The sequence below is a fragment of the Amycolatopsis acididurans genome, from assembly GCF_012328925.1.
Classification (GTDB): Bacteria; Actinomycetota; Actinomycetes; order Mycobacteriales; family Pseudonocardiaceae; genus Amycolatopsis_E; species Amycolatopsis_E acididurans.
In genome coordinates, this window is sequence record NZ_JAAXLS010000040.1 from 25,055 (window position 1) to 51,069 (window position 26,015).

At 67.6% G+C, this 26,015-nt stretch carries 28 protein-coding genes; 24 read left to right on the plus strand and 4 right to left on the minus strand.

The features are described 5' to 3' along the window. Window positions 1-8 precede the first annotated feature (8 nt). From HFP15_RS32960 to HFP15_RS44025, 11 genes are all read left to right on the plus strand, one after another. Window positions 9-1,532: a ferritin family protein gene (locus HFP15_RS32960; RefSeq protein ID WP_168520791.1), complete on the plus strand. Its 1,524-nt coding sequence runs from the start codon at window positions 9-11 to the stop codon at window positions 1,530-1,532. Continuing rightward, window positions 1,532-1,837, plus strand: coding sequence for a toluene-4-monooxygenase system B family protein (locus HFP15_RS32965; protein WP_168520793.1), 306 nt, complete (start codon window positions 1,532-1,534; stop codon window positions 1,835-1,837). Before HFP15_RS32960 ends, HFP15_RS32965 begins: the two co-directional genes overlap by 1 nt. Continuing rightward, complete coding sequence (locus HFP15_RS32970; RefSeq protein ID WP_168520795.1) at window positions 1,834-2,151, plus strand: MmoB/DmpM family protein; 318 nt, start codon at window positions 1,834-1,836, stop codon at window positions 2,149-2,151. Before HFP15_RS32965 ends, HFP15_RS32970 begins: the two co-directional genes overlap by 4 nt. After that, window positions 2,148-3,158, plus strand: coding sequence for a ferritin family protein (locus tag HFP15_RS32975; protein WP_168520797.1), 1,011 nt, complete (start codon window positions 2,148-2,150; stop codon window positions 3,156-3,158). The genes HFP15_RS32970 and HFP15_RS32975 overlap by 4 nt, the downstream gene beginning before the upstream one ends. A gap of 5 nt (window positions 3,159-3,163) precedes the next feature. Then, entirely contained in the window at window positions 3,164-3,511 is a 348-nt protein-coding gene (locus HFP15_RS32980) for a Rieske 2Fe-2S domain-containing protein (protein WP_210718186.1), read from the plus strand. Next, window positions 3,508-4,752, plus strand: coding sequence for an NAD(P)/FAD-dependent oxidoreductase (locus tag HFP15_RS32985; protein WP_168520799.1), 1,245 nt, complete (start codon window positions 3,508-3,510; stop codon window positions 4,750-4,752). Before HFP15_RS32980 ends, HFP15_RS32985 begins: the two co-directional genes overlap by 4 nt. Further along, the gene (locus tag HFP15_RS32990) at window positions 4,749-5,501 is read left to right on the plus strand and encodes an iron-sulfur cluster assembly protein (protein WP_168520801.1); all 753 of its coding nucleotides are present in this window, start codon (window positions 4,749-4,751) and stop codon (window positions 5,499-5,501) included. The genes HFP15_RS32985 and HFP15_RS32990 overlap by 4 nt, the downstream gene beginning before the upstream one ends. Window positions 5,502-5,544: 43 nt before the next feature. Beyond that, complete coding sequence (locus HFP15_RS32995) at window positions 5,545-5,931, plus strand: nuclear transport factor 2 family protein (RefSeq protein ID WP_168520802.1); 387 nt, start codon at window positions 5,545-5,547, stop codon at window positions 5,929-5,931. Window positions 5,932-5,989: 58 nt separating this feature from the next. Continuing rightward, window positions 5,990-6,961 carry an AraC family transcriptional regulator gene (locus HFP15_RS33000; RefSeq protein ID WP_168520804.1) on the plus strand — a complete coding sequence of 324 codons (972 nt, stop codon included), beginning with the start codon at window positions 5,990-5,992 and terminating at the stop codon, window positions 6,959-6,961. A gap of 105 nt (window positions 6,962-7,066) precedes the next feature. After that, window positions 7,067-7,816 (plus strand): type 1 glutamine amidotransferase domain-containing protein, encoded by a 750-nt coding sequence (locus HFP15_RS33005; RefSeq protein WP_168520806.1) that lies wholly within the window; start codon window positions 7,067-7,069, stop codon window positions 7,814-7,816. Window positions 7,817-7,909: 93 nt separating this feature from the next. Next, window positions 7,910-8,929, plus strand: a complete 1,020-nt coding sequence (locus tag HFP15_RS44025; protein ID WP_168520808.1) for a DJ-1/PfpI family protein — start codon at window positions 7,910-7,912, stop codon at window positions 8,927-8,929. Window positions 8,930-9,362: 433 nt separating this feature from the next. Here HFP15_RS44025 and HFP15_RS33015 read toward each other — a convergent pair whose 3' ends face one another. Then, complete coding sequence (locus tag HFP15_RS33015; protein WP_168520810.1) at window positions 9,363-9,980, minus strand: TetR/AcrR family transcriptional regulator; 618 nt, start codon at window positions 9,978-9,980, stop codon at window positions 9,363-9,365. A gap of 122 nt (window positions 9,981-10,102) precedes the next feature. Here HFP15_RS33015 and HFP15_RS33020 point away from each other — a divergent pair, with 122 nt between their 5' ends. The 3 genes from HFP15_RS33020 to HFP15_RS33030 are packed head-to-tail and all read left to right on the plus strand — an operon-like array spanning window position 10,103 to window position 12,055. Further along, a complete protein-coding gene (locus HFP15_RS33020; RefSeq protein ID WP_168520811.1) occupies window positions 10,103-11,293 on the plus strand; it encodes an acyl-CoA dehydrogenase family protein in 1,191 nt (396 codons plus the stop codon). Window positions 11,294-11,295: 2 nt separating this feature from the next. Beyond that, complete coding sequence (locus HFP15_RS33025; protein WP_246272248.1) at window positions 11,296-11,745, plus strand: MaoC/PaaZ C-terminal domain-containing protein; 450 nt, start codon at window positions 11,296-11,298, stop codon at window positions 11,743-11,745. Then, window positions 11,714-12,055 (plus strand): hypothetical protein, encoded by a 342-nt coding sequence (locus tag HFP15_RS33030; RefSeq protein ID WP_168520815.1) that lies wholly within the window; start codon window positions 11,714-11,716, stop codon window positions 12,053-12,055. Before HFP15_RS33025 ends, HFP15_RS33030 begins: the two co-directional genes overlap by 32 nt. A 119-nt stretch (window positions 12,056-12,174) precedes the next feature. Here HFP15_RS33030 and HFP15_RS33035 read toward each other — a convergent pair whose 3' ends face one another. After that, a complete protein-coding gene (locus tag HFP15_RS33035) occupies window positions 12,175-13,086 on the minus strand; it encodes a LysR substrate-binding domain-containing protein (RefSeq protein ID WP_168520817.1) in 912 nt (303 codons plus the stop codon). 103 nt (window positions 13,087-13,189) lie between these two features. Here HFP15_RS33035 and HFP15_RS33040 point away from each other — a divergent pair, with 103 nt between their 5' ends. Genes HFP15_RS33040 through HFP15_RS33075 form a run of 8 tightly spaced genes read left to right on the plus strand, consistent with a single transcriptional unit; the run spans window position 13,190 to window position 22,716 of the window. After that, window positions 13,190-14,536, plus strand: coding sequence for an MFS transporter (locus tag HFP15_RS33040; RefSeq protein WP_168520819.1), 1,347 nt, complete (start codon window positions 13,190-13,192; stop codon window positions 14,534-14,536). A gap of 16 nt (window positions 14,537-14,552) precedes the next feature. Then, window positions 14,553-16,535, plus strand: coding sequence for an oxidoreductase (locus tag HFP15_RS33045; RefSeq protein ID WP_168520821.1), 1,983 nt, complete (start codon window positions 14,553-14,555; stop codon window positions 16,533-16,535). After that, entirely contained in the window at window positions 16,519-17,436 is a 918-nt protein-coding gene (gene dapA / locus HFP15_RS33050) for a 4-hydroxy-tetrahydrodipicolinate synthase (RefSeq protein WP_168520823.1), read from the plus strand. The genes HFP15_RS33045 and dapA overlap by 17 nt, the downstream gene beginning before the upstream one ends. After that, on the plus strand, window positions 17,436-18,425 hold the full coding sequence (locus HFP15_RS33055) for a proline racemase family protein (protein WP_168520825.1): 990 nt from the start codon (window positions 17,436-17,438) through the stop codon (window positions 18,423-18,425). Before dapA ends, HFP15_RS33055 begins: the two co-directional genes overlap by 1 nt. Window positions 18,426-18,453: 28 nt before the next feature. Continuing rightward, window positions 18,454-19,581 (plus strand): NAD(P)/FAD-dependent oxidoreductase, encoded by a 1,128-nt coding sequence (locus HFP15_RS33060; RefSeq protein WP_168520827.1) that lies wholly within the window; start codon window positions 18,454-18,456, stop codon window positions 19,579-19,581. After that, window positions 19,578-19,853 (plus strand): (2Fe-2S)-binding protein, encoded by a 276-nt coding sequence (locus HFP15_RS33065; RefSeq protein WP_168520828.1) that lies wholly within the window; start codon window positions 19,578-19,580, stop codon window positions 19,851-19,853. Before HFP15_RS33060 ends, HFP15_RS33065 begins: the two co-directional genes overlap by 4 nt. Continuing rightward, a complete protein-coding gene (locus HFP15_RS33070; RefSeq protein ID WP_168520830.1) occupies window positions 19,850-21,235 on the plus strand; it encodes an FAD/NAD(P)-dependent oxidoreductase in 1,386 nt (461 codons plus the stop codon). Before HFP15_RS33065 ends, HFP15_RS33070 begins: the two co-directional genes overlap by 4 nt. 38 nt (window positions 21,236-21,273) lie before the next feature. Further along, window positions 21,274-22,716 (plus strand): aldehyde dehydrogenase family protein, encoded by a 1,443-nt coding sequence (locus tag HFP15_RS33075; protein WP_168520832.1) that lies wholly within the window; start codon window positions 21,274-21,276, stop codon window positions 22,714-22,716. A gap of 28 nt (window positions 22,717-22,744) precedes the next feature. Here the strand turns inward: HFP15_RS33075 and HFP15_RS33080 are convergent, their stop codons facing one another. Both HFP15_RS33080 and HFP15_RS44210 read right to left on the minus strand, forming a co-directional pair. Next, window positions 22,745-23,260, minus strand: coding sequence for a LysR family substrate-binding domain-containing protein (locus HFP15_RS33080; protein ID WP_210718187.1), 516 nt, complete (start codon window positions 23,258-23,260; stop codon window positions 22,745-22,747). Further along, entirely contained in the window at window positions 23,257-23,757 is a 501-nt protein-coding gene (locus HFP15_RS44210) for a helix-turn-helix domain-containing protein (RefSeq protein ID WP_376768915.1), read from the minus strand. Before HFP15_RS44210 ends, HFP15_RS33080 begins: the two co-directional genes overlap by 4 nt. On the opposite strand from HFP15_RS44210, the gene HFP15_RS33085 reads away from it, so the two are divergent. Then, on the plus strand, window positions 23,645-24,433 hold the full coding sequence (locus tag HFP15_RS33085) for an enoyl-CoA hydratase/isomerase family protein (RefSeq protein ID WP_312871874.1): 789 nt from the start codon (window positions 23,645-23,647) through the stop codon (window positions 24,431-24,433). The genes HFP15_RS44210 and HFP15_RS33085 overlap by 113 nt on opposite strands. Further along, window positions 24,430-26,001 (plus strand): acetate--CoA ligase, encoded by a 1,572-nt coding sequence (locus HFP15_RS33090; RefSeq protein ID WP_168520834.1) that lies wholly within the window; start codon window positions 24,430-24,432, stop codon window positions 25,999-26,001. Before HFP15_RS33085 ends, HFP15_RS33090 begins: the two co-directional genes overlap by 4 nt. Window positions 26,002-26,015 lie beyond the last annotated feature (14 nt).

A 26,015-nucleotide genomic window follows, 5' to 3' on the forward strand; every position in this document is an offset into this window, starting at 1 on the left:
AACGAATCATGGCGCTGCTCAAGCGTGAGGAATGGGAGGGCTTCGTCCGCGATGTCGACTGGACGCTGTCCTATGTCGACGACGAGGCCGTGTACCCGGACTGGCTGACCGGCATCGGCAAGGTGCCGCGCGAGGCGTGGGCCAAGTGGGAGGAGGGCTATAAGGTCAGCTACCCGGAGTACGTCTACACCCAGCGGGAGAAGGAGTCGGCGACCTACGCGGTGAAGGCGGCGCTGCAGCGCACGTCGACCTTCGACCACCTCGACGAAGGCTGGAAGTCCTCGACCAAGATGCACTTCGGCGGCGTCGCACAGGTCGAGTACACCGCGATGCTCGCCGAGCTCAAGATGGCCCGGTTCGGGCTGAACGGGGCCTGGCGCAACATGGCGGTCTACGGTCAGCTCGACGAGCTGCGGCACCAGAACCTCACCACGTTCTTCGGCCACGAGCTGGTCGCCAAGGACCCGCAGTTCGACTGGACCCAGAAGACCTACAGCACCAACGACTGGGTGCCGATCGCCCTGCGCACGCTGTTCGACGGCTTCATGACCACCTCGAACGTCGTCGACTGCGCGCTCATGCTGCCGCTGACCTTCGAGACCGGCTTTACCAATCTGCAGTTCGTCGCGCTGTCGGCCGACGCACTGGCGGCCGGGGACGTCAACTTCGCCAGCATGATCTCCTCGATCCAGACCGACGAGGCTCGGCATTCGCAACAGGGCGTGGCCACCCTGGAAATCCTGGTCGAGCACGACCCGGCCCGCGCGCAGTGGGTGATCGACAAGGGTTTCTGGGCCAACGCCCGCGCCTTCGCCGCGCTCACCGGTCCCGCGATGGACTACTACACCCCGCTGGAACACCGGAAACAGTCTTACCGGGAGTTCATGGAGGAGTGGATCGTCGACCAGTTCGTCCGCACGATCGAGGACTACGGGCTGAAGAAGCCGTGGTTCTGGGACGAGTTCATGCGCGGCCTGGACACCTGGCACCACAGCCTGCACATGGGCCTGTGGTGGTGGCGGCCCACCCTGTGGTGGAAGCCGAAGGCGGGCGTATCCAAGGACGAACGCGACTGGCTGCGCGAGAAGTACCCCAGCTGGGAGACGGTCTACGGCGACAAGTGGGACGTCATCATCGACAACATCAACGCCAACAACGTCGAGGCCACCCTGCCCGAGACGCTGCCGTGGCTGTGCTCGACGTGCCACCTGCCGATGTGTAACCCGACACAGTCGCGCGACGGCAAGTGGCGCATCCGCGACCACGCGCTGGACTACAACGGCAAGAAGTACCACTTCTGCAGCCTTGGCTGCCGCCAGATCTGGTGGAAGGACCGGGACAACGTCAACCACCTGACGCTGGTGGACCGGTTCCTCGCCGGCCAGATCCAGCCGATGACGGTGCCCGGGATTCTCGAGTACATGGGCCTCACGCCGGAGGTCATGGGCGATGACCCGGACTACGAGGCCTGGACCCGGGACTACGTCGGCCGCACCGTGAGCGGCCTGATCAAGGCGGGAGCGACGAGCTGATGACCGAACCGCAGACCGAGCTCGGTGTCGAGGACCGGGCGCCGGAACTGGTGCCGCTCAACGCGATCTTCGCGACCGACTTCGTCGCGATCCTGGTCCCGGTGACGACGGCGAACACGATGGACGAGGTGGCGGCCGCGGTCGCGCACCACTCGGAGGGACGCCGCGTCCGCGCCCTGCCTTATCCGAAGGTCGTCATCCACAACGGGCGCAAGCTGCCGGGGCACATGACGGTCGCCGAAGCCTGCATCCAGCCGCTGGACCACGTCGCGGTGGAATACGAGATTCCTGGAGGCGCGTCATGAAAAACCCCGTCGGGCCGGTCCTGCGACACGGCGACGAGGTCGACCAGATCATCGCCGCGCTCGAGGACGACAACCCGGACACCGAGATCGAGGTCATCGACCGCGGCGCCTACATCCGGATCCAGGCCGAGGATCGGCTGGAGCTGACCGAGGCCACGCTGCAGGAGTACCTCGGGGCCGACTACCGCATCCGTTCCCTGGAAGTCGCCATGTCCTCCTTCGCAGGCCGGGTGCGGACCGGCAGCGACCACATCGTCTGGGAGAGCGGGAACGCCGCCAGGCACGCCGCCGAAACGAAAGGAGCGACGGCATGAGCGAGCCCACCAAGAGGAAGCGCAAGCTCCGCACGTTCAGCGCGTTCGGTGACGTCCGCCGGATGCCGAGCGAGTACGAGATCGTCACGCATGCGCAGAACTGGAACACCCGGGCCGGTAAGGCCAGCGTGTTCGAGCAGAACCCGTCCTCGGCGGGCAACCTGTGGTTCCTGACCTACCGGGAGCACTCGCCGTTCCAAGCGGACGACTGGGACGGCTTCCGCGACCCGGACAAGATCGCCTACCGCGCTTACGTCAATCACCAGGCGACGGCCCAGACCAAGCTCGACGGCGTGCTGGAGATGTACGCCGACGCGGACGCGGCTCTGCCACAGGCCCAGGTGGAGCTGCTCGGCTCGGCGTTCACCCCCTCGCGCTACCTGGTGCACGGCTTCCAGCAGGCCGAGGCCTACGTCGGCTACATCGCGCCGAGTTCCTACATCACGAGCGCGGCGGGCTACGCGAACGCCGACTTCCTGCGCCGGGTCAGTGTGGTCGCCTACCGCACGCGGGCCCTGCAGCTGGCCCACCCGGAGTCCGGGATCGGCGAGAACGAGCGGCGGATCTGGGAGCAGTGCGCCGCGTGGCAGCCGGCTCGCAAGGCGATCGAGCGGGCGCTGATCGCCTACGACTGGGGCGAGGCGTTCACCTCGCTCAACCTCGTCCTGTGCCCGACGCTGGATGACGTGCTCATCCGGCAGTTCGGCCAGGTGAGCCGCGCGAACGGTGACGAACAGTCGTGGCTGCTGTCCGGGCTGCTCAACGAGGACGGCCGGCGCCGCAACCGGTGGAGCGCCGCGCTCGGCCGCTACGCCCTCGAACAGCGGGAGACCAACGAAAAGCCGCTGCGCAAGTGGATCGACCGCTGGTCGGCCATGGCCGACGAGGCCGCGGAGGCGCTCGCTCCGTTGCTGGGCCGCCCTGCCTCCGAGGTCGTCGCGGGCGCCCGCGCCGCCCGCGAGGAACTCCATGCCGGCATCTTCGCCGCGGCGGCCGCGGCGAGCTGATCGAAATGAGTGAGACGGTGACCGTGACCGAGAACGTGACCGAGCAGCGATGGCACGAGGTGTCGCATCTCGACGACCTGTGGGAAGGCGAGATGACGTCGGTGGAGGTCGAGGGCAAGTCGGTCCTCCTGGTGAACATGGACGGCGACGTGTTCGCCTACCAGAACCGGTGCCCGCACCAGGACTGGCCCCTCGAGGACGGCGACCTCGACGGGCGGAAGCTCACCTGCGCGCAGCACCTGTGGGAGTTCGATGTGTGCACCGCGAAGGGCATCAACCCGGCCACGAGCCGGCTGGTCGCCTACGACTGCAAGGTCGATGACGACGGTGCGATCTCGGTCCGTGTCCGATGACCAGGTTCGTGCTGGCCGGGGGTGGGGTCGCGGCGGCGGCCACCGCCGCCGGCCTGCGGAGCCGGGGCTACGACGGTCGGCTCGTGCTCGTTTCCGACGAGCTGCACCTTCCCTACGAGCGCCCTCCGCTGTCGAAGGAGTTCCTCTCCGGGAAGTTCGGCATCGGGGATTTCCCGGCCAACCCGCAGGGCTGGTACGCCGACAACGACGTCGAGGTCCTGCTGGGTACCAGAGTCGACGCGATCGACCCGGCGGGCCGGCGTGTCACGCTGTCCGACGGCGGCTCGCTGGCCTACGACGCACTGGTGGTCGCGACCGGCGTACGGGCCAGGACGCTTCCCGGCTTCGCCGGCGACCGGGTTCACTCGCTCCGGTCGATCGCCGACTCCGAACGTCTCGGCTCGCGGCTCACGCCCGGCTCACGCCTGGTGATCCTGGGTGCGGGCTTCATCGGTTGCGAGGTCGCCGCCATCGCGGCGGCCCGGGGCGTGCGAGTCGCGATCTTCGAGCCCGAGCCGGTTCCGCTGGCCCGCGCGCTGGGGCCCCAGTTCGGCGCCGCCATGATCGCCATCCACCGCGAGCACGGTGTCGAGATCCGGGCCGGGCAGCTGGTCACGGAGATGAAGGAGACCGCGGCCGGGCTCGAACTCCGGACCCGCGACGGGGAGACGGTCGAGTGCGACGAACTGCTGGTCGGGGTCGGCTCGGTCCCCAACGCCGAGCTGGCCATCGCGGCCGGGATCACTGTGGACGGCGGCATCGTCACCGACGAGTTCGGCCGCACCAGCGCACCCGGGGTTTACGCGCTCGGGGACGTCGCGTCCCGGCACCATCCGGCATACGGCCGCGCCTTCCGGGTGGAGCACCACGACACCGCGATGCGCCACGGCGGCAACGCTGCGCGAAACCTGCTCGGCGAGGCGGTGCCGTTCAGCGAAGAGCACTACTTCTGGTCGGACCAGTACGACCACAGCATCAAGTCCGTCGGCCACGGCGGCGCCGAGGCGGCCAAGATCCTCCGTGGATCGGTGCCGGAGCGCTCGTTCTCGGTGTTCTCCCTCGAGAACGGGCGCGTCACGTCCGTGGTCACGCTGGACCGGCCGCAGGACTTCATGGCCACGCGCAAGCTCCTGGCGGTGCCCCACCAGGTCACCGCCGACCAGTTGGCCGACCCGGGCTTCGACCTCAGGAGCCTGCTGCCGAGGCGGCCGCGGACACGCCGATCGGAGGCATCGCGATGACAAGCCTGCTCAAAGCCGTCGACATCACTGTGCGGGAGCAGCAGCTCCGGGTCACCCGGGACGACGCCTCGGCGGCGTTGGAGCGGGTGCTGGGGGAGCCGGCCGGACAGGCCCGCGCCCGGCTGCGGTTCGGGCCCGGCCGGACCTGCGAACCGCTGGCGCGGATGCTCGACCGGGCGCTGGCCCAGGCGGAGGAATGCGGCCTGGCGTCGGATGCGCTGGTCCTGGCCGCAGGCTTCGCCGTGCCGGCCGAGGACATCGTCCGGATCCGGCGCAAGGCCCACGGCGTCGCGGACTGGATCAGCAGCCCGACCAGCGACGTCGAGCTCGTGCTGAGACCGAAAGGGCTTGCCGCGGTCCCTCAGGCGGGCCCGGCCGCCGCACCGATGACCGCGCAAGCGGCGCGCGGCGAGCGGGTCCGCGAACGGGCGCCCGACACCGAGGCCGAACGCGCCGTCCGCGAGGCGTTGTACGACGTCATCGACCCCGACCTCGGCGTGAACGTCGTCGATATGGGTTTCGTGCGGCAGGTCCGGATCGACGACGACGGCGTCGCGACCATCACCATGACCTTGACCTCCGCGGCCTGCCCGCTGACCGAGGTGATGGAGCGCAACGTCAAGGCCGTGCTGGCCGAAAGCGGGACCGAGTTCGTTCTCGTCTGGGAATGGCTACCGAGCTGGCGGCCCGGCGACATCAGCGCAGACGGCCGCGAACAGCTCCGGGCGATCGGGTTCTCCGCGTTCTGAACCGGGCGGCAGCCCGGAAGACCACCTCACGAAGGAATGCGCAATGACTGTTCAGCAAGACACGGTGTCCCTCGAGACCCTGAACGCGATCATGGACGCGTTCAACGCCCATGACCTCGACGCGATCATGGCGTTCTTCGCGGACGACTGCACGTTCGACACGTCGCGCGGCCCCGACCCCTGGGGCCTGCGGCTGGTCGGCAAGCAGGCGGTGCGCGACGGGCTGGCGGCGCGGTTCGCCGGCATTCCGGACGTCCGGTACGACGCCGACCGGCACTGGGTACACGGCAACCTGGGCGTGTCCGAATGGCTGGTCACCGGTACCACGACCGACGGCAAGCCGGTTTGTGCCCGCGGTTGCGATCTGTGGGAGTTCCGGGGCGGGAAGATCGTCCGCAAGGACTCCTACTGGAAGACCGTCGACGCCTGACCGGAGTGTGTCCGGCGACACGCCGGCGTAAAGTCAGTCCGAAGCGCTGGAGGCCGTGATGACCGAAATCATGAACCCGCTCGAGTTCCGGATCAGCTCCGGCGACCTGGTCGCCGAGCTGAAGTCGCACGCCCACCAGCCCGGGACCAACAACCGGCTGTGGCCGGGCCTGACCATCTACCGGTTCGACGAGCCGGCCGCGCCCCTGTGGGAAGAGGTCCGGGAGCTGCACCTCTGCGTGATCGCGCAAGGCCGCAAACGGGTTACCCAGGACGGGGTCGCGCACTACTACGACCCGTTCACCTACCTGGCGATCAGCGGCAATTCGCCGTTTCTGACCGAAATCGTCGAAGCGAGCCCGGAGAAACCGTTCCTGTCGTTCGGGCTGCAGCTCGACAACGAGCTCGTGCGCGAGGTGTCCTCGGACATCATCATGGAGCGCCAGACCACGGCGTTCACCACCACGCGCCCGGTGAAGGACGCGGCGCCCGCCTCGTTCGTCTCGGCGCTGGACCGCGACATGATGGATGCCATCCTGCGCTTCCTGCGGTCCCTCTCGACCGGGGCGGACCGACGCGTTCTCGCGCCGACGTACCTCAAGGAGATCGTCTACCGGGCCCTGCAGGCCGAGCAGTACGGCCGCCTGGTGGAACGGGCCGCGCTCGAGAGCGCGAGCAACCCGGTCAGCGCGATCATCGCCTACGTTCGCGACCACATCGCCGAGCCGCTGACCGTGAGCGAGATGGCCGAGCACGCCTTCATGAGCCCGTCCGCGTTCTCGCACCTGTTCCGCGACGTCACCGGCAAGTCGCCATACCAGTTCGTCAAGGAGATGCGGTTGAACCGCGCCCGTGAACTGCTGGTCGGGGACGAAACCAGCGTCACGCAGATTTCCAAGGCCGTCGGCTACCGCAGCACGTCGCATTTCATCAACGAGTTCCGAGACCGGTTCGGCGTGACACCCCGCGCCTTCGCCGATGCGCTGACCGGCGGCGAGCTTCCGCCGGTCGGACGGGTCCGGCAAGCCTGACGCCGGTCCGTACCGGAATATCCGCACCTCCGTCGCGAGGTTGCTTTGTCCTGCGCGATCGGACACCACACGATTCGCGCCCACCGATGTGAGAAGGAAGCATTCATGACGCGCGCCCTCATTGCCGTCACCGGCGTCGACTACTGGACGCTCGCCGACGGCACCCGGCGTCCCAGCGGCTACTGGCCGGAGGAGCTGAGCACGCCCTGTCAGGTGTTCACCGACGCCGGGTTCGACATCACGGTCGCGACCCCCGGCGGCGTCGAGCCCACGGCCGACCCCGCCGGATTCAACCCGGAGTACCACGGCGGAAGCGCCGGCGAGGCCCAGCGGATGAAGGAGCACCTGGAGTCCATACCGGCACTGCGCGCGCCGAAGATCCTCGAAGAGGTCGACGTCGCCGACTACGACTTCGTGTTCGTGCCGGGCGGCTGGGGGCCGATGGAGGACCTCGCCGTGTCCGAGTCGTTCGGACGGCTGGTGCGCCGGTTCACCGACGCCGGGAAGCCGGTCGCTGCGGTGTGCCACGGTCCTGCGGCACTGCTCCCGGCACGCGACGACGAGGGCGAATGGCTGTTCGCGGGGCGCCAGGTCACCGGCTTCAGCAACGTTGAGGAGTACGCGGTTGGGTTCGCGCCGCACGCGAAGTGGCTGCTCGAGGACCGGCTCAAGGAGGAGGGTGGGCTCTACGGGGCGGCACCGGAGGGCTGGGCGGAGTTCGTCGTCGCGGACGGGAACCTCTACACAGGACAGAACCCCGCGTCCGCCGCACGGCTCGCCGAGCGGTTGGTTCTCGATCTGACCGCAGCGCATCTCGGCCGGCCGGAGGCGTACCTGACACGCCCGGTGAGCTGATATCGAGGGCAGATGCTTCCTGGACAGTGCGCTTCTGCGATGTAATTCCCGCTACGCGGCCGGACTCAGGCTGCCGCAGTGGGGAGGTGACGCGTGCCGCGCATCGCCTTTGTCGTGTCCAGCGCTCGGGAGATCGACCTCCGGGACAGTAGCAAGCGTCCGACCGGCTACTGGGCCGAGCAGGCACTGACGTCGTACGAACTGTTCGCCGCCGCGGGCGCCGACGTCGTCGTGATCACGCCCGACGGCAATGCCCCCGTCGTGGATCCGTACAGCCTCGAGCCGATCTTCCACTACCCGGAAGAAGACCGCGGCTACTTCGCCTCGGTGTACCGAACGTTCCGCCGCGACCCCGAGGACATCCGCATCACCCTGCAACACCTGACCGACCCCGAACTGGTCGCGTCCCGCCGGATCGCGCGCCGCCTCGAGGTCGCGGGCAAGACCGCCGCCGAGGCGCGCGAGCTCGTCAGCCGGGCCGCCAAGGCGGCCTGGCAACATAACCGGCGGCTGATCGAGGTGATGCTCGCCGAAGGGCTCGACCGTGGCCTCGCCGAGGCGTCGCTCCGAGGTGCGGTCGAGGACCTGACCACGGTGGCCTGCGCACTGTCGCAGGACCGGAAGGCTCAGCTGGAGGATATCGACGGCTTTCGTTTCCCCGTGGCGCTGTCGGAGCTCTCCGGCGAGCAGCTCGGCGAATTCGACGCGCTGTTCGCACCGGGTGGCTACGCGTCCATGGTGGACTTGCCGGGCAACCCGGACCTCGCCCGCCTGGTGAGTATCCTGCATGCCAAGGGCGCGCCGGTCTCGGCGCTGTCCCATGGACCGGCGCTCCTGCTCGCCGCGCCCGAGCGGATCGACGGCCAGTGGCTTTTCGAAGGCTTCCGCGTGACCTGCTGCACGAACGAGGAAGAGGATCAGAATGCTTTCGGCAGGCTCGGGATGCCGTGGTACCTCGCCTCGGCCCTGCAGAACGCGGGGGCAATCCTCGATGATGCGCCTTACCCGTGGACGTCGCACGTCGTCGTGGACCGTAATCTGATCACCGGCCAGAACCTGTTTTCGACCGCGGCGACAGCCGGTGCCGTGCTGAAGGCGTTAGGACTGCGTTGACTCTGCCGATCTGAGGTCGAGCTGGGAGAGCTCGAACCCTTCGCGGCACCTGAAGATGTCCTCGCGAGGAAGCGAGGCCGAACCATTGCCATGCGGGAAACGCGGGACCGAACCACCGGCTCCAGGCCGGGGAACAACTCCGCTCGCGGGTACCAGGATGGGCAACGCCGCGGAGACCCTGGACACCGGGTAAGCCGAGGCGAACGATCGTGCCGCTGTGCGTGGCAAGCCGGATTTCGTGGAGCGCCCGAGGGTGGACTCCACGATGTGCCCGCCTCCGCTGCGAGGCGTCACGGCCCTCGGACTAATTCTCGGACCTCTCTGTACAGCGATGATCTCTCCGGCTATTGTTACCTGAACGATCGTTCGTCCACAGGCGCTGCGCGCTCTGTGCGCGCTCGAGATGGACCGGAACATGCCGCCGGCCTGATCGTCAGTCCAAGGGTGCTTCCAGCAATGCCAGTGCGTAGCGTGCGTGCTGGCCGCCCAGCTCCTCGGCGTTGAGGCGGCCGCCCGCGCGATACCACGTGGAAATGGCCGACACCATGGACACGATGTTCCGTGCGGCGTCATCGGGATACGGGGTAAGGAAATCTCCCGCCGCGGCGCCCTCGGCGACGAGCTCCTCGTAGATGCCCTGCGTGCTGTCCCGCGCCGCGACCACGCGTTTGCGCACCGCCCCGGTGAGGTACCGGATCTCGCTCAGCGCGACCAGTGAGGCCACCTGGTGCTCCACCACGAAACGGACATGCGCCCGCACGGCCGCGCTCATCCGGTCGGCGGGCCGCTTGCCGGCGGCGCCCACGGCTTCCTGGATGCGATTGAGCAGCTCGTCGTTGGCCATCCGCAGCAGCGCTGCCAGCAGATCCGACTTCGCCGGGAAGTAGTTGTACAGATTGGACAGGCTCGTCTTCGCACCGCGAGCGACGTCCCGCATCGACGCTCCGTAGAACCCCTTCTCCCCGAAGGCTTCGAGCGCGGCGTTGAGAATGGCCGCTTCGCTGCCGCGGGCGGTCTCTGGGATGAGCGTCGTCGCAGAACGTTCGTTCATGTCAGAAGGTTGGGGGACGACGCCGTGCTGGTCAATTTCGCTGTGGCACAGGGATCTTGACGGCTGATGCGGCCTTGCGTTTCGGTAAGAACGTTCGTTCGTTCTTAGTGTGTGGAGATGACATGACGCACCGGCCCGAGGGGCCCGCCAAAGCAGCCGCCCGGTACCTCACCGAGGAGCGGGTGGGGATCCAGAAGCTGGCGAGGGACTTCGCGATGAAGGAGGTTCTGCCCGTCGCCAACGAGTTGGACCCCGTGCAGGGCACCATCCCGGATCGGCTGCGCGAGCAGATGGCCGAGATGGGCTTCTTCGGCCTGCTCATTCCGGAAGAGCATGGTGGGCTGGGAGTGGGGGTGTTCGAATACTGCCTCGTCGCCGAAGAACTGGCCAGGGCGTGGCTGAGTGTGTCGGGCCTGCTTGCGCGGGGCAACGGCATGGGCGGGGGATTCACGCCCGAGCAGCGGGCCGAGATGCTGCCGAAGGTCGCGCGAGGCGAGTACCTGGGCGCGTACGCCTTGTCGGAAGCCGAAGCCGGATCCGACGTCGCGAACCTGTCGTGCCGTGCCCGTCGTGACGGAGACGAGTGGGTGATCGACGGCACGAAGATGTGGTGCACCTACGCCGATCAGTCCGACTACCTTGTGCTGTTCGCCAGGACCGCGCCGGACAAGGACCCGGCCAAGCCGCACCGCGGCATCAGCGCGTTCCTGATCGAAAAGGAGCGTGGCGGTTTCCCGGCGGGAATCACCGGAACCAAGGTGCGCAAGATCGGCTACCATGGCTGGCACACCTGGGAACTGGCCTTTGACGGCTTCCGCGTGCCGGCCTCGGCGCTGCTCGGTGAGGAAGGCAAGGGGTTCTATCTCGCGGTGAGCGGGCTGGAAGTCGGGCGCGCGCACACGGCGGCCCGTGCGATCGGGCTCGCGAGGGCCGCACTGGAGGATTCGATCGCCTACGTCCAGCAGCGCGTCCAGTTCGGCAGGCCCATCGGCGACTTCCAGTCGATCCGCTTCAAGATCGCCGAGATGGCGGCCGAGATCGAGGCGGCACGGCAGCTGATGTACTCCGTCGCCACCGAGATCGACCTCGGTGGTTGCTGCTCCGGCGAGGCCGCCATGGCGAAGTTCGTCGCGAGCGAGATGGCGGAGCGGGTGACGAGCGCGGCGGTGCAGATTCACGGCGGCGCGGGATACACCACCGATTTCGCCGTCGAACGCCATTGGCGTGACGCGCGGCTGACGAGGATTTTCGAGGGCACGTCGGAAATCCAGCTCCGCGTGATCTCGGATGAGCCGCTGGGTAAGGCGCCGTGACGATGTTTTTCGAGGACTTCATTGTGGGTCAACGGTTTCACAGCGGCACGCGGGAGGTGACCGACCAAGACCTCAAGGCGTTCACCGAACTGAGCGGGGACCGCCATCCGCTGCATACGCGAGGTGCGGGCCGCTTCGGCCGACCCGTGTTGCACGGCCCCTTCGGGCTCGCGGTGTTCCTGGGCTTGTTGCACGAGATGGGCATCGTGGCCGAATCGGTGGTCGCGTTGCTCGACACGCGATGGCGCTATCGTGCGCCGATCCACGTCGGGGACACGCTGCGCTTCGAACTCACCGTCACGCGCTGCCGACGCACGTCCAAGAGCGACGAGGGTGTCGTGAACCGGCACGTCACGTTGCTCAACCAGGACGGAGTCACCGTGCAGGAGGGGACCACCGCGATGCTGGTCCGTGCGCGTGATGCCGGCCCGGATCCGGTGGGACGCGCGTGAAGACTTCGCCCTGGCAGCGGGACACTGGGGCGGCACGATCGGGCTGCGCTGCGGTGCAGACGAGGTGCACCTGCGGATCAACCGCGGCGGGGCGGTGGAAGTGGATCGGCACGCGCCGCTGGGCTCCACGTTCACGCTCGGCGCGTCCGAACTCACCTGGACCGAGCTGATCACGGGAGAGCACAACGACTTCGTGCTTCGCCTGGAGCGTGGCGAGTTCGAGGTGAGCGGCAACCGCTGCGAGTACCGGCGCTGGAGGGAGGCACCCGCCGGGATCGTCGACACCGCACGGGACGTGGCGAGGCGATAGGTCCGGGCCGTGGGCGCCCCGGCCGCCACCTTGTATGTGCAGACGGTAGCGGCGGGGCATTTTGAGCCGCGGCGGCCGTCGAGCACGGCCGAGTCCATAAACGATATCGTGCTTTCGTCCTATGACGCCGCGGTCACGAGCTGGTGGCCGGTTGAGGTGAAGCCAGCGAGGATGGCTGCGGCGAACGCCTCGATGGTCTCGTCGCGGCGTGAGGGCACCCAGGCGGCCGAGGTGACCCAGGACAGGGGTTCGTCCACGAGCGGGCGCCACACCAAGCCGGCCTGCAGCCGGTACGTGGGGCGCTCGTTGAGGTGTACACCCATGCCGGCGAGCACGAGACCGTAGATGAAGTAGGGATTGCGCGCGTGCCGGAACGTTCCGGGCATGAAGCCGCGGTCGCGGCACACCGACAGCATGTGATCGTACAGCTGCGACGCCATCTTTCGCGGGAATATCACCAACGACGAGCCGTTCAGATCGCGTAGCCGGATTTGCCTGCGACTTCCGAGCGCGTGGTCTTTGCGCAAGATGACACCGAACGGACGCTGGAACGCCACACCGCAGTCCAGTCCGACCGTGTCACACGGATGGCGCAGTACGCCGATGTCGAGTTCACCGCTGCGTAAGGCCCTGAGCTGCTCGTTGGTGGTCAGTTCACGCAGTTCGACCAGCACGTCGGGCCGGTGAGCGTGGAACTCGTCCATGATCGCCTGGATCGTCGCAGGCATGGTGTCGGGCAGGCAACCGACCCGTAACGCCGTCGCGCCCCCGGCCTTGATCCGGCCCATCGCCTGACGTGCGGCGTCGACGTCGTCGAGCACGCGGCGCGCGTGTTCCAGCAGGAGTGCGCCGGCCTCGGTGAGCCGCACCTGCCGGGTGTTCCGATCGAACAGCCGCACACCGAGGTCACGTTCGAGATCGCGAATTCGTTGCGAGAGCGGGGGTTGTGCCATATGTAACCGATGGGCGGCACGTCCGAAGTGGAGTTCCTCGGCCACGACGACGAAGTACCTGAGGTATCGGACGTCCATGGGTTTGGATCATATCTTCGCGGTATCAGTCTTTGTCCAGGTTTGATCCTTCCTGCCCGGCGGTCGGCTGGGTTAGGTTCAGATCAACCGGAAGTAGGTGACAATGATGACACCGAATACACCAGGAAGCGCTTCACCTGACCGATCGCGCGTCCGAACACTGACCACTGCCATCATCGGTACCTTCGTCGAGTACTACGACTTCGCGGTCTACGGCCTGCTCGCGCCGACGATCGCCGCTCGCTTCTTTCCCGCCGACGACCCGACGGCCGGGCTGCTCGCGACCTTCGGCGTCTTCGCCGTCGGTTTCGCCGGGCGGCCGCTGGGCGGAGTGGTCTTCGGGCACTTCGGGGACCGGCTCGGCCGCCGGAACGTGCTGTCCGTCGCGATCATCATGATGACCACCTGCACCGTCCTCGTCGGACTGCTGCCGACGTACGACACCATCGGTGTCGCGGCACCGCTGTTGCTGGTGATTCTGCGGCTGGTGCAGAACTTCTCGGTGGGTGGTGAGTTCTCCGGCGCGTCCTCCTTCGTGGTCGAGCACGCGCCACCGGGCCGCCGGGGCTTTCACGGAGCCTCGCTCAACATTTCCTCTGTCCTACCGTTCGTGGTCGCGATCCTGTTCGTGCTGCCCTTCTCCGCCCTGCTGTCTAAGGCGCAATTCGACTCGTGGGGCTGGCGTATCCCGTTCCTGATCGCAGGCCCGCTCGGGCTGATCGGCCTGTACCTGAGGTTGCGGGGTGAGGAGAGCCCTGCCTACGAAGCGGTCAAACGAGCGGGCGACGTGCAGCGACTGCCCGTCGTGAGCGCGCTCCGTACGCAGTTGCCGAGGATCCTGCTGCTGTTCACGACCGCGGCGGTGTCCGGAATCGCGTTCTACATGCTCAGTTCATACATGGTCACGCACCTCACGGCCGAGCTGAAGTTCTCCCGGACCACCGCGTTGGTGATCAACGCCCTTGCCATTCTGGTCTTCTGCGTGACCGGTCTGCTCATGGCGAGGTTGTCCGACCGGATCGGCAGGAAACCGGTGCTGCTGTCGAGTCAGGCCGCGTTGCTGGTACTCGGTATCCCGTCGTTCATGCTCATGGCGACCGGCAGCACCGTCGCCGCGACTGTGGGACAGTGCCTGTTCGCCTTATCGCTGGCGGGGCTTTCGGTGATGACGACGGTGCTGTCCGTGGAGTTGTTCCCCGCCAAGGTGCGCTACAGCAGCAATGCGCTCGGATACCAAGGCGCCTACATGGTTTTCGCCGGCACGGCACCGTTCGTCGCGACCTGGCTCGTCTCGGCGACCGGGAGCACGCTCGCACCGGCGGTGTACGCGTCAGGGGCCGCCCTCATCGCGCTGTGCATCCTCGGCCTCTGGTTGCCCGAGATGGCACGGGCACCACTGTGGACGGAACAGAACACCGAGCAGGCCGCGAACTCCCCGGCCAAGCCCTGAAAGGTTGGAGACCACCGTGGATTTTCCGCACCTCTTCACGCCGTTGCGGGTCGGACGAGCCGAACTGCCCAGCCGGCTGTACGTGCCGGCACACCAGGAGATGTTCGCCGAGAACGGGCTGCCCAGTGCCCGGCAGGCCGACTACTACCGCCTGCGGGCACGCGCCGGCGCGGCCATGCAGATTACCGGCAACACCGCGGTGACGTTGTCGCAGCGCGAGGAGATGGGGCCGGCGCGGCTGGCCAATGTGGACGAGACGATCGTGCCCGGCTACCGGATGCTGGCCAGGGCGGTGCACGACGAGGGCGGCCGCCTGCTGGCCCAGCTTTCCCATTCGGGTCTGCTGACGCGTTCGGCCAACATGCACGTGCTCGCGGCGAGCGAGTACCGGCCCGAGCGCACCAGGGAGACCGCTTCCCCGATCAGCGCAGACGCCATCGCCGAGGTCGTCGAGGCCTACCGGCTGGCCGCGGACAGGGCCGTGCGCGGTGATCTCGACGGGGTCGAGCTGTTGATGGCACGCGGATCGCTGCTGGCCACGTTCCTGTCCCCGGAGTTCAACCGCCGCGACGACGAATGGGGCGGGGCCATCGAGAACCGGATGCGGTTCCCGCTGGCCGTGCTCGCTTCCGTCCGCGCCGCACTCGGCCCGGAGCCCCTGCTGGGCGTGCGCATCAGCGCGGACGAGTACATCGCGGGCGGTATGACGGCCGAGCACGCCTGCGAGGTAGTGCGGCATCTGGAGAAATCGGGAATGGTCGACTACATCTCCGTCACCGGTGGCACGCCCACCCACAGGGTCTCGTTCACCTACGGCTATCCGGCGACGCCTACGCCGCACGCGATCTTCCGGCACCTGGCGGCGGCGGTGAAGCAGGCGACCACGCTGCCCGTGGCGTGTGTCGGCAGGGTGACCGATCCCGCGCTCGCCGAAGAAATCGTCGCCTCGGGTGACGCCGACCTCGTGGGCGTCGTGCGCGCCCAGATCGCCGATCCCGGATTCTTCAGCAAGGCGCGCCGGGGCCGTGCCGCCGAGATCCGCCCGTGCGTCGGTGCGAACGTGTGCGCCAACTTTCACCTGACCGGCGCGGGGGTGCGGTGTATCGGCAATCCGCACGTCGGCAGGGAGGACATCGAGCTTCTTCCCCCGTCGAGGACCAAGCGCTACGTCGTCGTCGGCGCGGGGCCGGCGGGCCTGGAGGCCGCCAGGAGCCTTGCGACGCAGGGGCACAGCGTCACCGTCTTCGAACGCGATGACGCGGTCGGCGGCCAGCTCCGGCGCTGGACCGGTTCGACGTCCCGGCGGGAGTTCCGGCGGCTGCTCGACTGGTGGCGGCGTGAACTGGACCGGCTCGACGTGCGTGTCGAACTCGGGATCTCCGCGGACCTCGAACGCATTCGCGCCGAACGAGCCGATCACGTCATCGTGGCCACCGGTTCCGTCCCCCTGGCCAGCCCATTGCACCGGCCGGACTTCGGCATCGAGGCGGTGCCGGTGTTCGAGGCACTCGCGGGCCCGGTCTCCGGGCAGGTCGTCGTGGTCGACCAGATGGGACGGGCCGACGCCGCACTGGTGGCGGAACATCTCGCCGAGCGTGGCGCCGAGGTCACGGTCGTGACGAGCTGCCTCCACCTCGCCGAGGGCGAGGGAGATCCCACGCTGTACCCGCTTCTGCTGCGCATGAACGAACTCGGCGTCCGGGTGCTCGAACGGGCGCGGGTGACGGCGGAAGCAGACGGCCTGCGGGTAACCGACGTTTTCGGCGACCGGCACCGCGAAACCCTGAGCACCACCACCGTGGTGCACTGGCTGGGGGCGAGCCCGTGCGGCGAACTCGCCGCCGAGCTGGCCGCCGCGGGTATTTCATTCTCCACTATCGGCGACGCCATCCAGCCGCGTCGCGTGCACGACGCCGTAGCCGAGGCCGCGGCCTGCGCACACGCTCTCGACTCCATCCGCACGCCAACCAACGAGGAGCAATATGTCCAGCAAGCCTGAGTGGGGCGGGGTTCTCAGCGTCCTGGTCACCCCCTTCCGCGAGGACGCCTCCGTCGATATCCCGTCGTTCCGCCGGAACATCGACAAGGCGATCGAAGACCGGGCAACCGGTATCGTCGTCGCGGGATCGACCGGCGAGTTCTACAGCCTCAGCGACGCCGAGCGGCTCGAACTGTTCTCGGTGGCGACAGGGCAAGCCGGCGGCAGGGTACCGGTCATCGGCTGTGTCAACTCGACGAGCACGGCTACGTCGGCGACAGTGGAGCTGGCGGATGAGGCCCGCACGACCGGCCTCGACGGGGTCATGCTGCTCCCTCCGCTGTACGTGCGGCCGACCTGGCCGGAGGCGCTGCGGTTCTTCCAGGACGTGACGGCCGCGTGTGACCTGCCGATCCTCGCCTACAACAACCCGTCGAGGACCGGTATCGACCTGACCGTAGACATGATCGAGGAACTGGCGGCGAAGACCGGCGTCGTCGCAGTGAAGGACAGTTCCGGCGACGTCACCAAGATGGGCCAGCTCGCTCGCAGGGTCGGCGATCGCGTCCGGCTGCTCGTCGGCCTCGACACGCTGATGCTGCCGTGCCTCGCGCAGGGCGCGCACGGCATCGTCAGCGTCGTGCACCAGGCGCTGCCCGAGCTGATCAACGCGCTCTACGAGCACACCCGCGCTGGCAGGACCGCCGAGGCCGCGGTGCTCCAGGCCGGACTGTCCGAGTTCTGCGAGCTGCTCTACAAACGCGGCACGAACCCGTTCAGCGCGCTGAAGCTCGCGATGAACCACCGCGGCTACGGCGGGGGCCATTCGCGCCTTCCCATCCTGCCGCCCGAAGGCGGGATCCGGGGCGAGATCGAGACCTTGGCCGGGACCCTCGCCGAAGCGGGGTGTGTGAATTCCTGATGGCACAGAGCAGAACCGTGCACACGATCGACTCCCACACCTGCGGTCACCCGACCCGGCTGGTCGTCGACGGAATTCCGGAGCTGCCGGGGACGACCGTGCGGGACAAGCAGGAGTACTTCGCGGCCAACCACGACCGACTGCGGACCAGCCTGCTGTATGAGCCTCGCGGTCATGCCGGGATGTTCGCCGCGATCGTGGTGCGGCCGGTGGACCCCGCGGCGGACATCGGCCTGATGTTCCTCTCGATCCACAAGTACTTGTCCATGTGCGGGCACGGGACCATCGGTGCGGTGACCTCGCTGCTGGAGTCGGGCCGGCTGCCCTGCCGGTCTCCCGTGACCTCCCTGAACATCGAGACACCGTCCGGGCTCGTCCCCGTCGAGGCGCGCACGCGGGACGGCCGGGTGACGGACGTGTCGTTCACCAACGTGCCGTCCTATGTCCGGCAGCCGCGGCTGAGCGTCGAACTCGATGGCATCGGGGCGGTGCCGGTCGATCTCGGCTACGGCGGCGAGTGGTATGCGATGGTCGACGTCGCGCGGTTGGGCACGTCGTTCTCGGCGGACAACCTCCCCGAGCTGCTGCGCCTCGGTGCCAGGATCAAACGCTCGCTCAAGGACAGTGGCGGCGGGCTGCCGCTCGTCAGCGGTGCGCTCCTCTACGATCTGTCGAGTCCACAAGGGACTTCGCGGGGCATCGTCGTCTTCTCCGACACCAGGTACGACCGGTCGCCGTGCGGCACCGGAACCAGCGCGCTGACCGCGTTGCTGGTCGAACGAGGAGTGCTGGGCAAGGGCGACACCCTGCTCAACTCCAGCATCATCGGCACGACGTTCGAGGCTTCCGTCGAGGACGTCATCGAGCACGATGGCGAACGCAAGACTGTTCCGCGAGTACGCGGCAGTGCCCACATCACGGGTTTCAACCAGCTGGTCATCGCCGACGACGATCCGCTGTCGGAAGGCTTTCTGCTCAATGTCGACTAGACCCGGCGACGCGCGGCGGGCTTACGACGTGATCGTGCTCGGTGCGGGGCTGGTCGGGACATCGATCGCCTATGCGCTGGCGCAGCGCGGCGCTGACGTCGCGGTCATCGAGCGCGACGAGGTCGGCGCGGGAACTTCCGGTCGCTGCGACGGCAACATATTAGTCCAGACCAAAGGCGAGGAACTGTCGGCGCGGCTGACGATGGCCAGTATCGAGTTGTACGAGCGGTGGCACGAGCAGTTGCCGGTGTCATTCCACTTTCAGCGTTGCGGAAGCCTGATGGTCGCCGAGACGGAACGTGAGCTGGAAATGCTGCGCCGGCAGGTGAAATGGCTGCGGGACATGGATGTTCCGGTCCGGCTGCTCGAGCCCGGAGAGCTGACGGAAAGGGAACCGGCACTGGCGAAAGATCTCGCCGGCGGTTCGGAGTGCATGGCGGACGCCTCGGTGTACCCACTGGAGGCGGTGCACGCCATCGCGGCGGGTGCCACGGAATGCGGAGCGACGATCATCACCGGATGTGCCGCGCGCCGGATCCTGCGGAACGATCGCGGCGAGGTTCGCGGGGTCGGCACGTCGGCGGGGGTGTTCGCCAGTCCGGTGGTCGTGAACGCGCTGGGGGTGTGGGCACCCGCCCTTTCGGACACTGTGGACGTGCCGTTGCCGATCCGGCCTCGCCGGGGCACGCTCGTGGTCACCGAGGCCGTCACCTCGGTGATCACCAATAAGATCACCGAGATCGGGTACGTCGCCCAGCGCTACGAAGACGATGGCGAGCCGGAGCGCGAAGATGTCACACTCGTGGCCGAACCGACGCCGAACGGGAATCTGTTGCTGGGCAGCAGTCGTGAGTTCAGTGACTTCGACGTCTCGGTCTCGTCCGACATGGTGCGCGCGATCGTGCGCCGGGCGGTGCGCTTCATCCCACGGCTGGAGAGGATCAAGATCATCCGGAGCTTCAGCGGCCTGCGCCCGTACACGCCCGGCGGGAAACCGATCATCAGCCGAATCGAGCAGGTGCCAGGATACTTCGTCGCGGCTGGGCATGAGGGCGAGGGCGTCGGTATGGCCCCGATCACCGGTGAGCTGACGGCGGATCTGGTGTGTGGCCGGGAACCGCGATTTTCCCTGTCCGGAATGGGGGTGAACCGATGAGCGGCGACCGGCTGACGTTCACGGTCGATGGCCAGGCCATCGAGGCCCGCCGGGGACAGACCGTGGCGGGCGCGTTGCTGGCTGCGGGCCGGAAGATGACGCGTCGTACGGCCGGACACGGCGCGGCCCGCGGTGTGTTCTGCGGCATGGGCGTCTGTCAGGAGTGTCTCGTCGCTGTTGTGGGAGGGGAGCCGATCCGTAGCTGCACGACACCGGTGACCGAGGGCCTCGTCGTGGAGACCGGAAGCGAAGGAGGTGTCACGCCATCGTGAGCGAAGAACTTCTCGTGGTCGGCGCCGGCCCGGCGGGGATGGCGGCCGCCCTTGCCGCGCATCGGCTCGGCGCGACGGTCACCGTGCTCGACGAGAATACGCGGCCGGGCGGCCAGATCTACCGCCAGCCGCTCACAGCGGAAGCGTTGTCCGCCAGAGGTTCGGACCCTAAGGCCCGTGCCGGTCAGGCAATGGTTGACGCGTTCACCGAGGCCGGAATCCGTTACGTGCCCGAAACGGTCTGCTGGGGCGCGTCGCCGCCACGCAGGGTCCAGGTCTTCACCGAGGGGCCGGGCACCCGGGACATCCACGCGCGGTCGGTCATCCTCGCCACCGGCGCCTACGAGCGGCCCGTGCCGTTTCCCGGCTGGACGCTCCCCGGCGTGATGACGGCTGGGGGAGCGCAGGTTTTCCTCAAGTCGCAGGGAATCGTCCCGGGAAGGCGCTTCCTGCTCGCGGGATCGGGACCACTGCAGTTCGCGCTGGCGGCGCAACTCGTCAAAGCGGGCGCGCGGGTCGAAGCGGTCGTCGACGTCACGAGACCGTGGAGCAGGCAAACCCTGGCCGGGCTGCCGGGGCTGGCAGCCTACCCGGCCGTCATCCGCGAAGCCGCGGGGCTGATCAAGACGTTGACGCGCGCTCGGGTCCCGGTCATCTGGGGCGCGGGAATGCGCCGTGCTCTCGGAACGACACAGGTTGAGGTGGCCGAGATCGGAGGTGTCGACGGCGACTGGAGACCCACTGGAGACCGGGTCCGGCGATTCACCGTGGACACGGTATGCCTGGGCTACGGGTTTGTCCCGTCCACGGAATTGGCCACCCTGCTGAGATGTGAACTGCGCCACGACCTGTTCGCCGGAGGCTGGGTCCCGTCGAAGGCCGAGACCATGGAGACGAGCCAGGAACTGGTCTACGCCGCCGGTGACGGTAGTGGTATCGGTGGTTCCGTCGTCGCCGAACTGGAAGGCGAGATCGCCGGGATCAGCGCTGCCCTGCGGCTCGGGTATGGCCGCGGCGACGAGGAAGTCTTGCTGCGACGCGCGAAGTTGCAGGCGACGCTGCGCCGCATGCGCCGCTTCACACGAGCGCTCGGGCGGGTCATGACGCCCAAAGAGGGTGTCGGCGAATGGCTCACCGGAGAAACCGTGGTCTGCCGTTGTGAGGAGGTCCGCGATTCCGATATCCGCGCGGCGATCGATCAAGGTGCCTGCGGGCTGCGCGGGGTGAAACTGCGAACCAGGGCGGGAATGGGGCTGTGCCAGGCAAGGATGTGCGCGCCCGCGATCGCGGCCGCCTACGGCGAAGCTTTCGGTGGCGGTCCTGCTGCCCCGCCACGTCCCCAAATTCCGATCAAACCGGTCGGCGGCCACGTACTGCTGTGACGCCGGGCTGGATCGAGTGAAAAGGAGAATGACCGAGTATGGGTTCGGCCGAAACCTACCAGGCGATCATCGGCGGGAAGCACGTTTCCCCGGGTGAGGCGACCTTCGAGGACATCGACCCGGCGACCGGGCAACCCTTCGCGACCGTCGCCCGATGCGGGGCGGACGAGATCGACGCCGCGGTGGCGGCTGCGCGCGACACCCAGGAAAACGTCTGGCGGCACACCCGGCCGGTCGAGCGGGCACGCATCCTGCACGAGATCTCGCGGCTGCTGGAACGAGACCGGGAACAGCTGGCTTTGCTGGAGAGCCAGGACACCGGTAAGCCGCTCAAACAGGCGAGGTCGGACGCGACAGCAGCGGCCCGGTACTTCGAGTTCTACGCGAACACCATCGAGTCGTTGTTCGGGAACACGATTCCGGCGCTGTCCGACACGTTCGTCTACACGACCCGGGAACCATACGGTGTGACCGGGCACATCGTGCCCTGGAACTATCCACTCCAGATCAGCTCCCGCACGGTCGCGCCGTCTCTGGCGGCGGGCAACTGCGCGGTGCTGAAACCGGCCGAGGACGCCCCACTCACCGCGATCAAGCTGGGCGAGCTGGCGCTCGAGGCCGGCCTGCCGCCGGGTGCGCTGAACGTCGTTCCCGGATTCGGCGAGGAGGCCGGCTTCGCTCTCGCCACGCATCAGGGCATCGACCACCTGGCGTTCACCGGCTCACCGGGTGTGGGGCGCATCGTGGGTAAGGCCGCCGCGGACAATCTCCTGCCGGTGGCCCTCGAACTCGGCGGCAAGTCGCCCAACATCGTACTGGCCGACGCGGATCTGGACACCGCTGTGCCGTCCATTGTGAACGCGATCATCCAGAACGCGGGCCAGACGTGCTCCGCGGGTTCGCGGCTGCTGGTGCACAGTGCGGTTCACGACCAGGTGGTCGAGGCCGTGGCCGAACGATTCAAGGCCGTGGTGCTCGGCGCCGGTGTCGACGACCCGGATCTGGGGCCGATCATTTCGCGCAAGCAGCACGACCGGGTCAAAGGCTATGTCGAGCAGGCCCGGAGTGAGGCCGAACTCGTCGTGGGCGGGCGGGTGCCCGACGACGACCGGTTGCGCGGTGGGTACTTCATCGAACCGACACTGTTCGACCGAGTGGCCCCGGATTCCCGCATATCCCAGGAGGAGGTGTTCGGCCCGGTACTGGCGACCACGACGTTCGACGATTTCGACGAGGCGGTCGCGATCGCCAACGGTACCGAGTATGGTCTCATCGCCGCGGTCTGGACGAGCGACGTGAGCAACGCCCACAAGCTTGCCAGGGAGCTTCGAGTCGGCCAGGTCTTCGTCAACACCTATGGCGCGGGCGGTGGCGTCGAGCTTCCCTTCGGCGGGGTCAAGAAGAGCGGCCACGGCCGTGAAAAGGGCTACGAGGCGCTCTACGAGTACAGCCAGGTGAAGACCGTGGCGCTCAAATACTAGGCCCCGGCTTCGTGGCCACGAGTTCTCGCTACGCGCAGGGCTCGTGGCCACATGCTGTCAGACCTTCGTGTACTGCCTCGGTCAGATCCGCGAGCACAGGGCTGTGCTGGGAGGAACTCCATACCGTCGAGGTGACCCAGGCGAGTGGCTCCCCGTGGATCGGCCGCCAGACCAGGCCGGCGGGCAGTTTCTGGGCCGGTGCCTCATTGAGGTGGATACCCAGCCCCGCGAGCACGAGGCCATGGATGAAGTTCGGGTTACGCGCATGCCGGATGGTGCCGGGCATGAAGCCGTGGTCCCGGCACACCGTCAGCACATGGTCATACAGGCGGGAGGCCATGTGCCGCGGGAAGACCACGAGGGGTGAATCGTTGAAATCGGCAAGGTAAACCGCGGGTTCACCGGCGAGGTCGGGGTGCTGGGCATGAGCACCCGGAGCGGGCGGCGCATGCCGGCGCTGCTTTCCAAACCGACCGCATCGCACCGATGACGCACGACTCCGAGATCCAATGTCCGGGGGCACGCCGACCCGCAGCGCGCTCATGCCGCCCGAGCGGACCCTGCCCGTGACCTGGTTGACGGCGTCGACGTCGTCCAGGACGCGGCGAGCGTATTCGAGCAGCAGTGCCCGGCTTCAGTCAGCCGGACCCGGCGTGGATTCCGGTCGAACAGCCGCACGGCGAGCTCACGTTCAAGGTCACGGATCCGCTGGGACAACGGTGGTTGCGCCATGTGCAGCCGGTGCGCCGCGCGGCCGAAAGCAATTCCTCGGCGACCACGATGAAATAGCGAAGGTGACGGAGTTCCACTTGCCGACCATATCAGGAGGATATGGCTCTGGGCCGGAAGTTGGTCTTTCACCTTTCGCCGGATCGTGTTGCAGGATTTCCTGTGAGACCAGTGGAATATGGACAGCAATGGAGACTTCGTGACAGTGGGAAACACGGCCCCGGAAGCACTTGTCCAGTGTGAGATGGATGGCCGGATCGGGGTAATCCGGCTGAACCGGCCGAAGAAGCTGAACGCGTGGGACATGAGCATGCGCGCGGAACTCACCCGGCATATCACCGATCTGGCAACCGACGATGCCTGCGGGGCGATCGTGCTCGCCGGTGCGGGCGGGAATTTCTGCGCGGGGCAGGACCTCAATGAGACCGCCGGGTTCGCACCGGAGGACGGCGAAAGCGCCGAGGCCTGGATTGCCAGCTTCGATTCCGTCTACGCCGCCACCCGCAACAGCCCCAAGCCCGTGGTCGCGGCCGTCGAGGGCGTCGCGGCGGGTTCGGGTTTCCAGTGGGTGCTGCTCGCTGATATCCGGGTCGGCCATGCCGCGACGCGGATGGGGCAGCCGGAAGTGCTTTCAGGTATCCCGAGTATCACCGGTGTGTGGGCGATGTGGAGCGTGCTGGGGCGGGCGAAAGCGACCGAGTTCGCGCTGACCGGGCGCTTGGTGGACGGCCAGGAGGCACACCGGCTCGGGCTCCTCACTCGCGTCGTGGAACAGGACCAGGTGTTCGAGACGGCGATGGCCGAGGCCAAGCGGCTGGCCGGCTTGCCGGCGGTCGCGGTCCGGACGACGAAGGACTGGATCCGCCGCCTCGAGCAGCCCGCCTACGAGGAAGCGGTCGCCTGGGCCAAGGCCGTGCACCGCGAGTCGAACGCGACGGGCGAGCCACAACAGGAAATGCGGCGTTTTCTCGCAGGAGCGCGCCGATGACGAGAACTTACCGCGAGCTGTGCGCCGCGCATCGCTGGGAAATCCCTGCGGAGTACAACATGGCGGTCGACGTGGCCGACCACCACGACCGCGATGCCCTGGCACTGATCTACGAGGACTATACCGGTGCCCACATCGAGGTCACCTGGGCGGAAGTTCAGGACCGTTCCCGTCAAGTAGCGGCGCTCCTGCGCGATCTGGGCGTACGAAAAGGAGATCGCGTCGCGGTCCTGCTTCCGCAGCGCCCGGATACGCCCGCGGTCTACCTCGGCGTGCTGCGGACCGGGGCGATCATGGTCACCCTGTCCCTGCTCTGGGCCGACGGCCCGATCCGCGAACGGGTCGCCGACTGCAGTCCGGCGATCATCCTCGCCGACCGCGACGGACTGAGCCGTCTGCGGGGTATCGGCGGAGCCTGTGTGATCGACGTCGACGATCCCTCTTTCGACAGCACCGAACCGGTGTTCGACGCCGAACCGACGAGCCCGCACGACCCCGCGCTGATCTTCTACACCTCGGGAACCACCGGCGCGGCCAAAGGTATCGTGCACGCTCACCGGAGCCTGTTGGGGCACAACGAATTCAGCTACTGCCACGACCTCGGACCAGGTGACGTTTTTCATGGCGTGGGGGACTGGGCGTGGTCGATGGCGAAGCTGCTGGGCCCGTTGCGCGCCGGGGCGGTTCATTTGGTGTACCGCGCCGAGCGCGGGCTTGATCCGCCGGGGCTGCTCGACGCGATGAGCCGCAACAGGGTGACGCACGGTCTGGTGAATCCCACTTTCCTGCGCAAGATCCGGCTGGCGGTGCCGGACGCGGGCACCCGGTTTCCGCAGCGGTTCGTCACGATCTGTTGTGCGAACGAGCCACTGCGTCCGGAGCTGATCTCCTGGTTCGAGGAGCAGTTCGGTACCTGGCTGCTCGACTACTACGGTTCCACCGAGTCGTATCCGTTGCTGGGGAATTTTCCCGGTCTTGAGGTGCGGCTGGGGTCGGTCGGCCGCCCGTTGCCGGGTTGGGAGGTCGCGTTGCTGGGTCCGGACGAGAATCCGGTCCCGCCTGGCCAGCCGGGCGAGATCTGTCTGCGCGCCGGCAGTAATCCCCAGTACCCGCTCGGTTATTGGAACCGGCCGGAGGAGTCCGCGCGTGATTTCGGTGGGAAATGGTTTCACACCAAGGACGAAGCGATCGTTGACGACGACGGTTTCTACTGGGTGCGTGGCCGGGTCGACGACGTCATCAAGTCCTCGGGCTATCGGATCGGTCCCGACGAGATCGAGGATGTGGTGCGGCGGCTGGACTTCGTGAACGAGGTGGGTGTCGTCGGTGTTGCTGATGCGGTGAAGGGGCAGGCGCTCGAGGTCTGGGTCGAGCTGAAGCAGGACGAAGCGGGACGCGATGAGCTCGCGGCCCTGATCGCGACGCGCATCCGTGCCGAGTATTCGAAGTTCGCCCAGCCGCGGGCTGTCCGATTCGTCGAGACGCTGCCCCGGTCCGCGACCGGCAAGGTGCGCCGCGCCCAGTTGCGGGAATGGAGCGGAACCGCGAACGCAGTGGAAGTCGTATGACCGCGGGAGTCTTG

Coding starts and splice junctions, on each gene's coding strand:
- HFP15_RS33040 (WP_168520819.1), top strand. CDS start 13,190: ATGATGACACCGAATACACCAGGAAGCGCTTCACCTGACCGATCGCGC.
- HFP15_RS32995 (WP_168520802.1), top strand. CDS start 5,545: ATGACTGTTCAGCAAGACACGGTGTCCCTCGAGACCCTGAACGCGATC.
- HFP15_RS32985 (WP_168520799.1), top strand. CDS start 3,508: ATGACCAGGTTCGTGCTGGCCGGGGGTGGGGTCGCGGCGGCGGCCACC.
- HFP15_RS33005 (WP_168520806.1), top strand. CDS start 7,067: ATGACGCGCGCCCTCATTGCCGTCACCGGCGTCGACTACTGGACGCTC.
- HFP15_RS32970 (WP_168520795.1), top strand. CDS start 1,834: ATGAAAAACCCCGTCGGGCCGGTCCTGCGACACGGCGACGAGGTCGAC.
- HFP15_RS44210 (WP_376768915.1), bottom strand. CDS start 23,757: ATGCTCATGTCCCACGCGTTCAGCTTCTTCGGCCGGTTCAGCCGGATT.
- HFP15_RS32965 (WP_168520793.1), top strand. CDS start 1,532: ATGACCGAACCGCAGACCGAGCTCGGTGTCGAGGACCGGGCGCCGGAA.
- HFP15_RS33090 (WP_168520834.1), top strand. CDS start 24,430: ATGACGAGAACTTACCGCGAGCTGTGCGCCGCGCATCGCTGGGAAATC.
- dapA (WP_168520823.1), top strand. CDS start 16,519: ATGTCCAGCAAGCCTGAGTGGGGCGGGGTTCTCAGCGTCCTGGTCACC.
- HFP15_RS33080 (WP_210718187.1), bottom strand. CDS start 23,260: ATGAGCGCGCTGCGGGTCGGCGTGCCCCCGGACATTGGATCTCGGAGT.
- HFP15_RS33025 (WP_246272248.1), top strand. CDS start 11,296: ATGTTTTTCGAGGACTTCATTGTGGGTCAACGGTTTCACAGCGGCACG.
- HFP15_RS33035 (WP_168520817.1), bottom strand. CDS start 13,086: ATGGACGTCCGATACCTCAGGTACTTCGTCGTCGTGGCCGAGGAACTC.
- HFP15_RS32975 (WP_168520797.1), top strand. CDS start 2,148: ATGAGCGAGCCCACCAAGAGGAAGCGCAAGCTCCGCACGTTCAGCGCG.
- HFP15_RS33075 (WP_168520832.1), top strand. CDS start 21,274: ATGGGTTCGGCCGAAACCTACCAGGCGATCATCGGCGGGAAGCACGTT.
- HFP15_RS32980 (WP_210718186.1), top strand. CDS start 3,164: ATGAGTGAGACGGTGACCGTGACCGAGAACGTGACCGAGCAGCGATGG.
- HFP15_RS33055 (WP_168520825.1), top strand. CDS start 17,436: ATGGCACAGAGCAGAACCGTGCACACGATCGACTCCCACACCTGCGGT.
- HFP15_RS33020 (WP_168520811.1), top strand. CDS start 10,103: ATGACGCACCGGCCCGAGGGGCCCGCCAAAGCAGCCGCCCGGTACCTC.
- HFP15_RS33015 (WP_168520810.1), bottom strand. CDS start 9,980: ATGAACGAACGTTCTGCGACGACGCTCATCCCAGAGACCGCCCGCGGC.
- HFP15_RS32990 (WP_168520801.1), top strand. CDS start 4,749: ATGACAAGCCTGCTCAAAGCCGTCGACATCACTGTGCGGGAGCAGCAG.
- HFP15_RS33065 (WP_168520828.1), top strand. CDS start 19,578: ATGAGCGGCGACCGGCTGACGTTCACGGTCGATGGCCAGGCCATCGAG.
- HFP15_RS33000 (WP_168520804.1), top strand. CDS start 5,990: ATGACCGAAATCATGAACCCGCTCGAGTTCCGGATCAGCTCCGGCGAC.
- HFP15_RS32960 (WP_168520791.1), top strand. CDS start 9: ATGGCGCTGCTCAAGCGTGAGGAATGGGAGGGCTTCGTCCGCGATGTC.
- HFP15_RS33030 (WP_168520815.1), top strand. CDS start 11,714: ATGCCGGCCCGGATCCGGTGGGACGCGCGTGAAGACTTCGCCCTGGCA.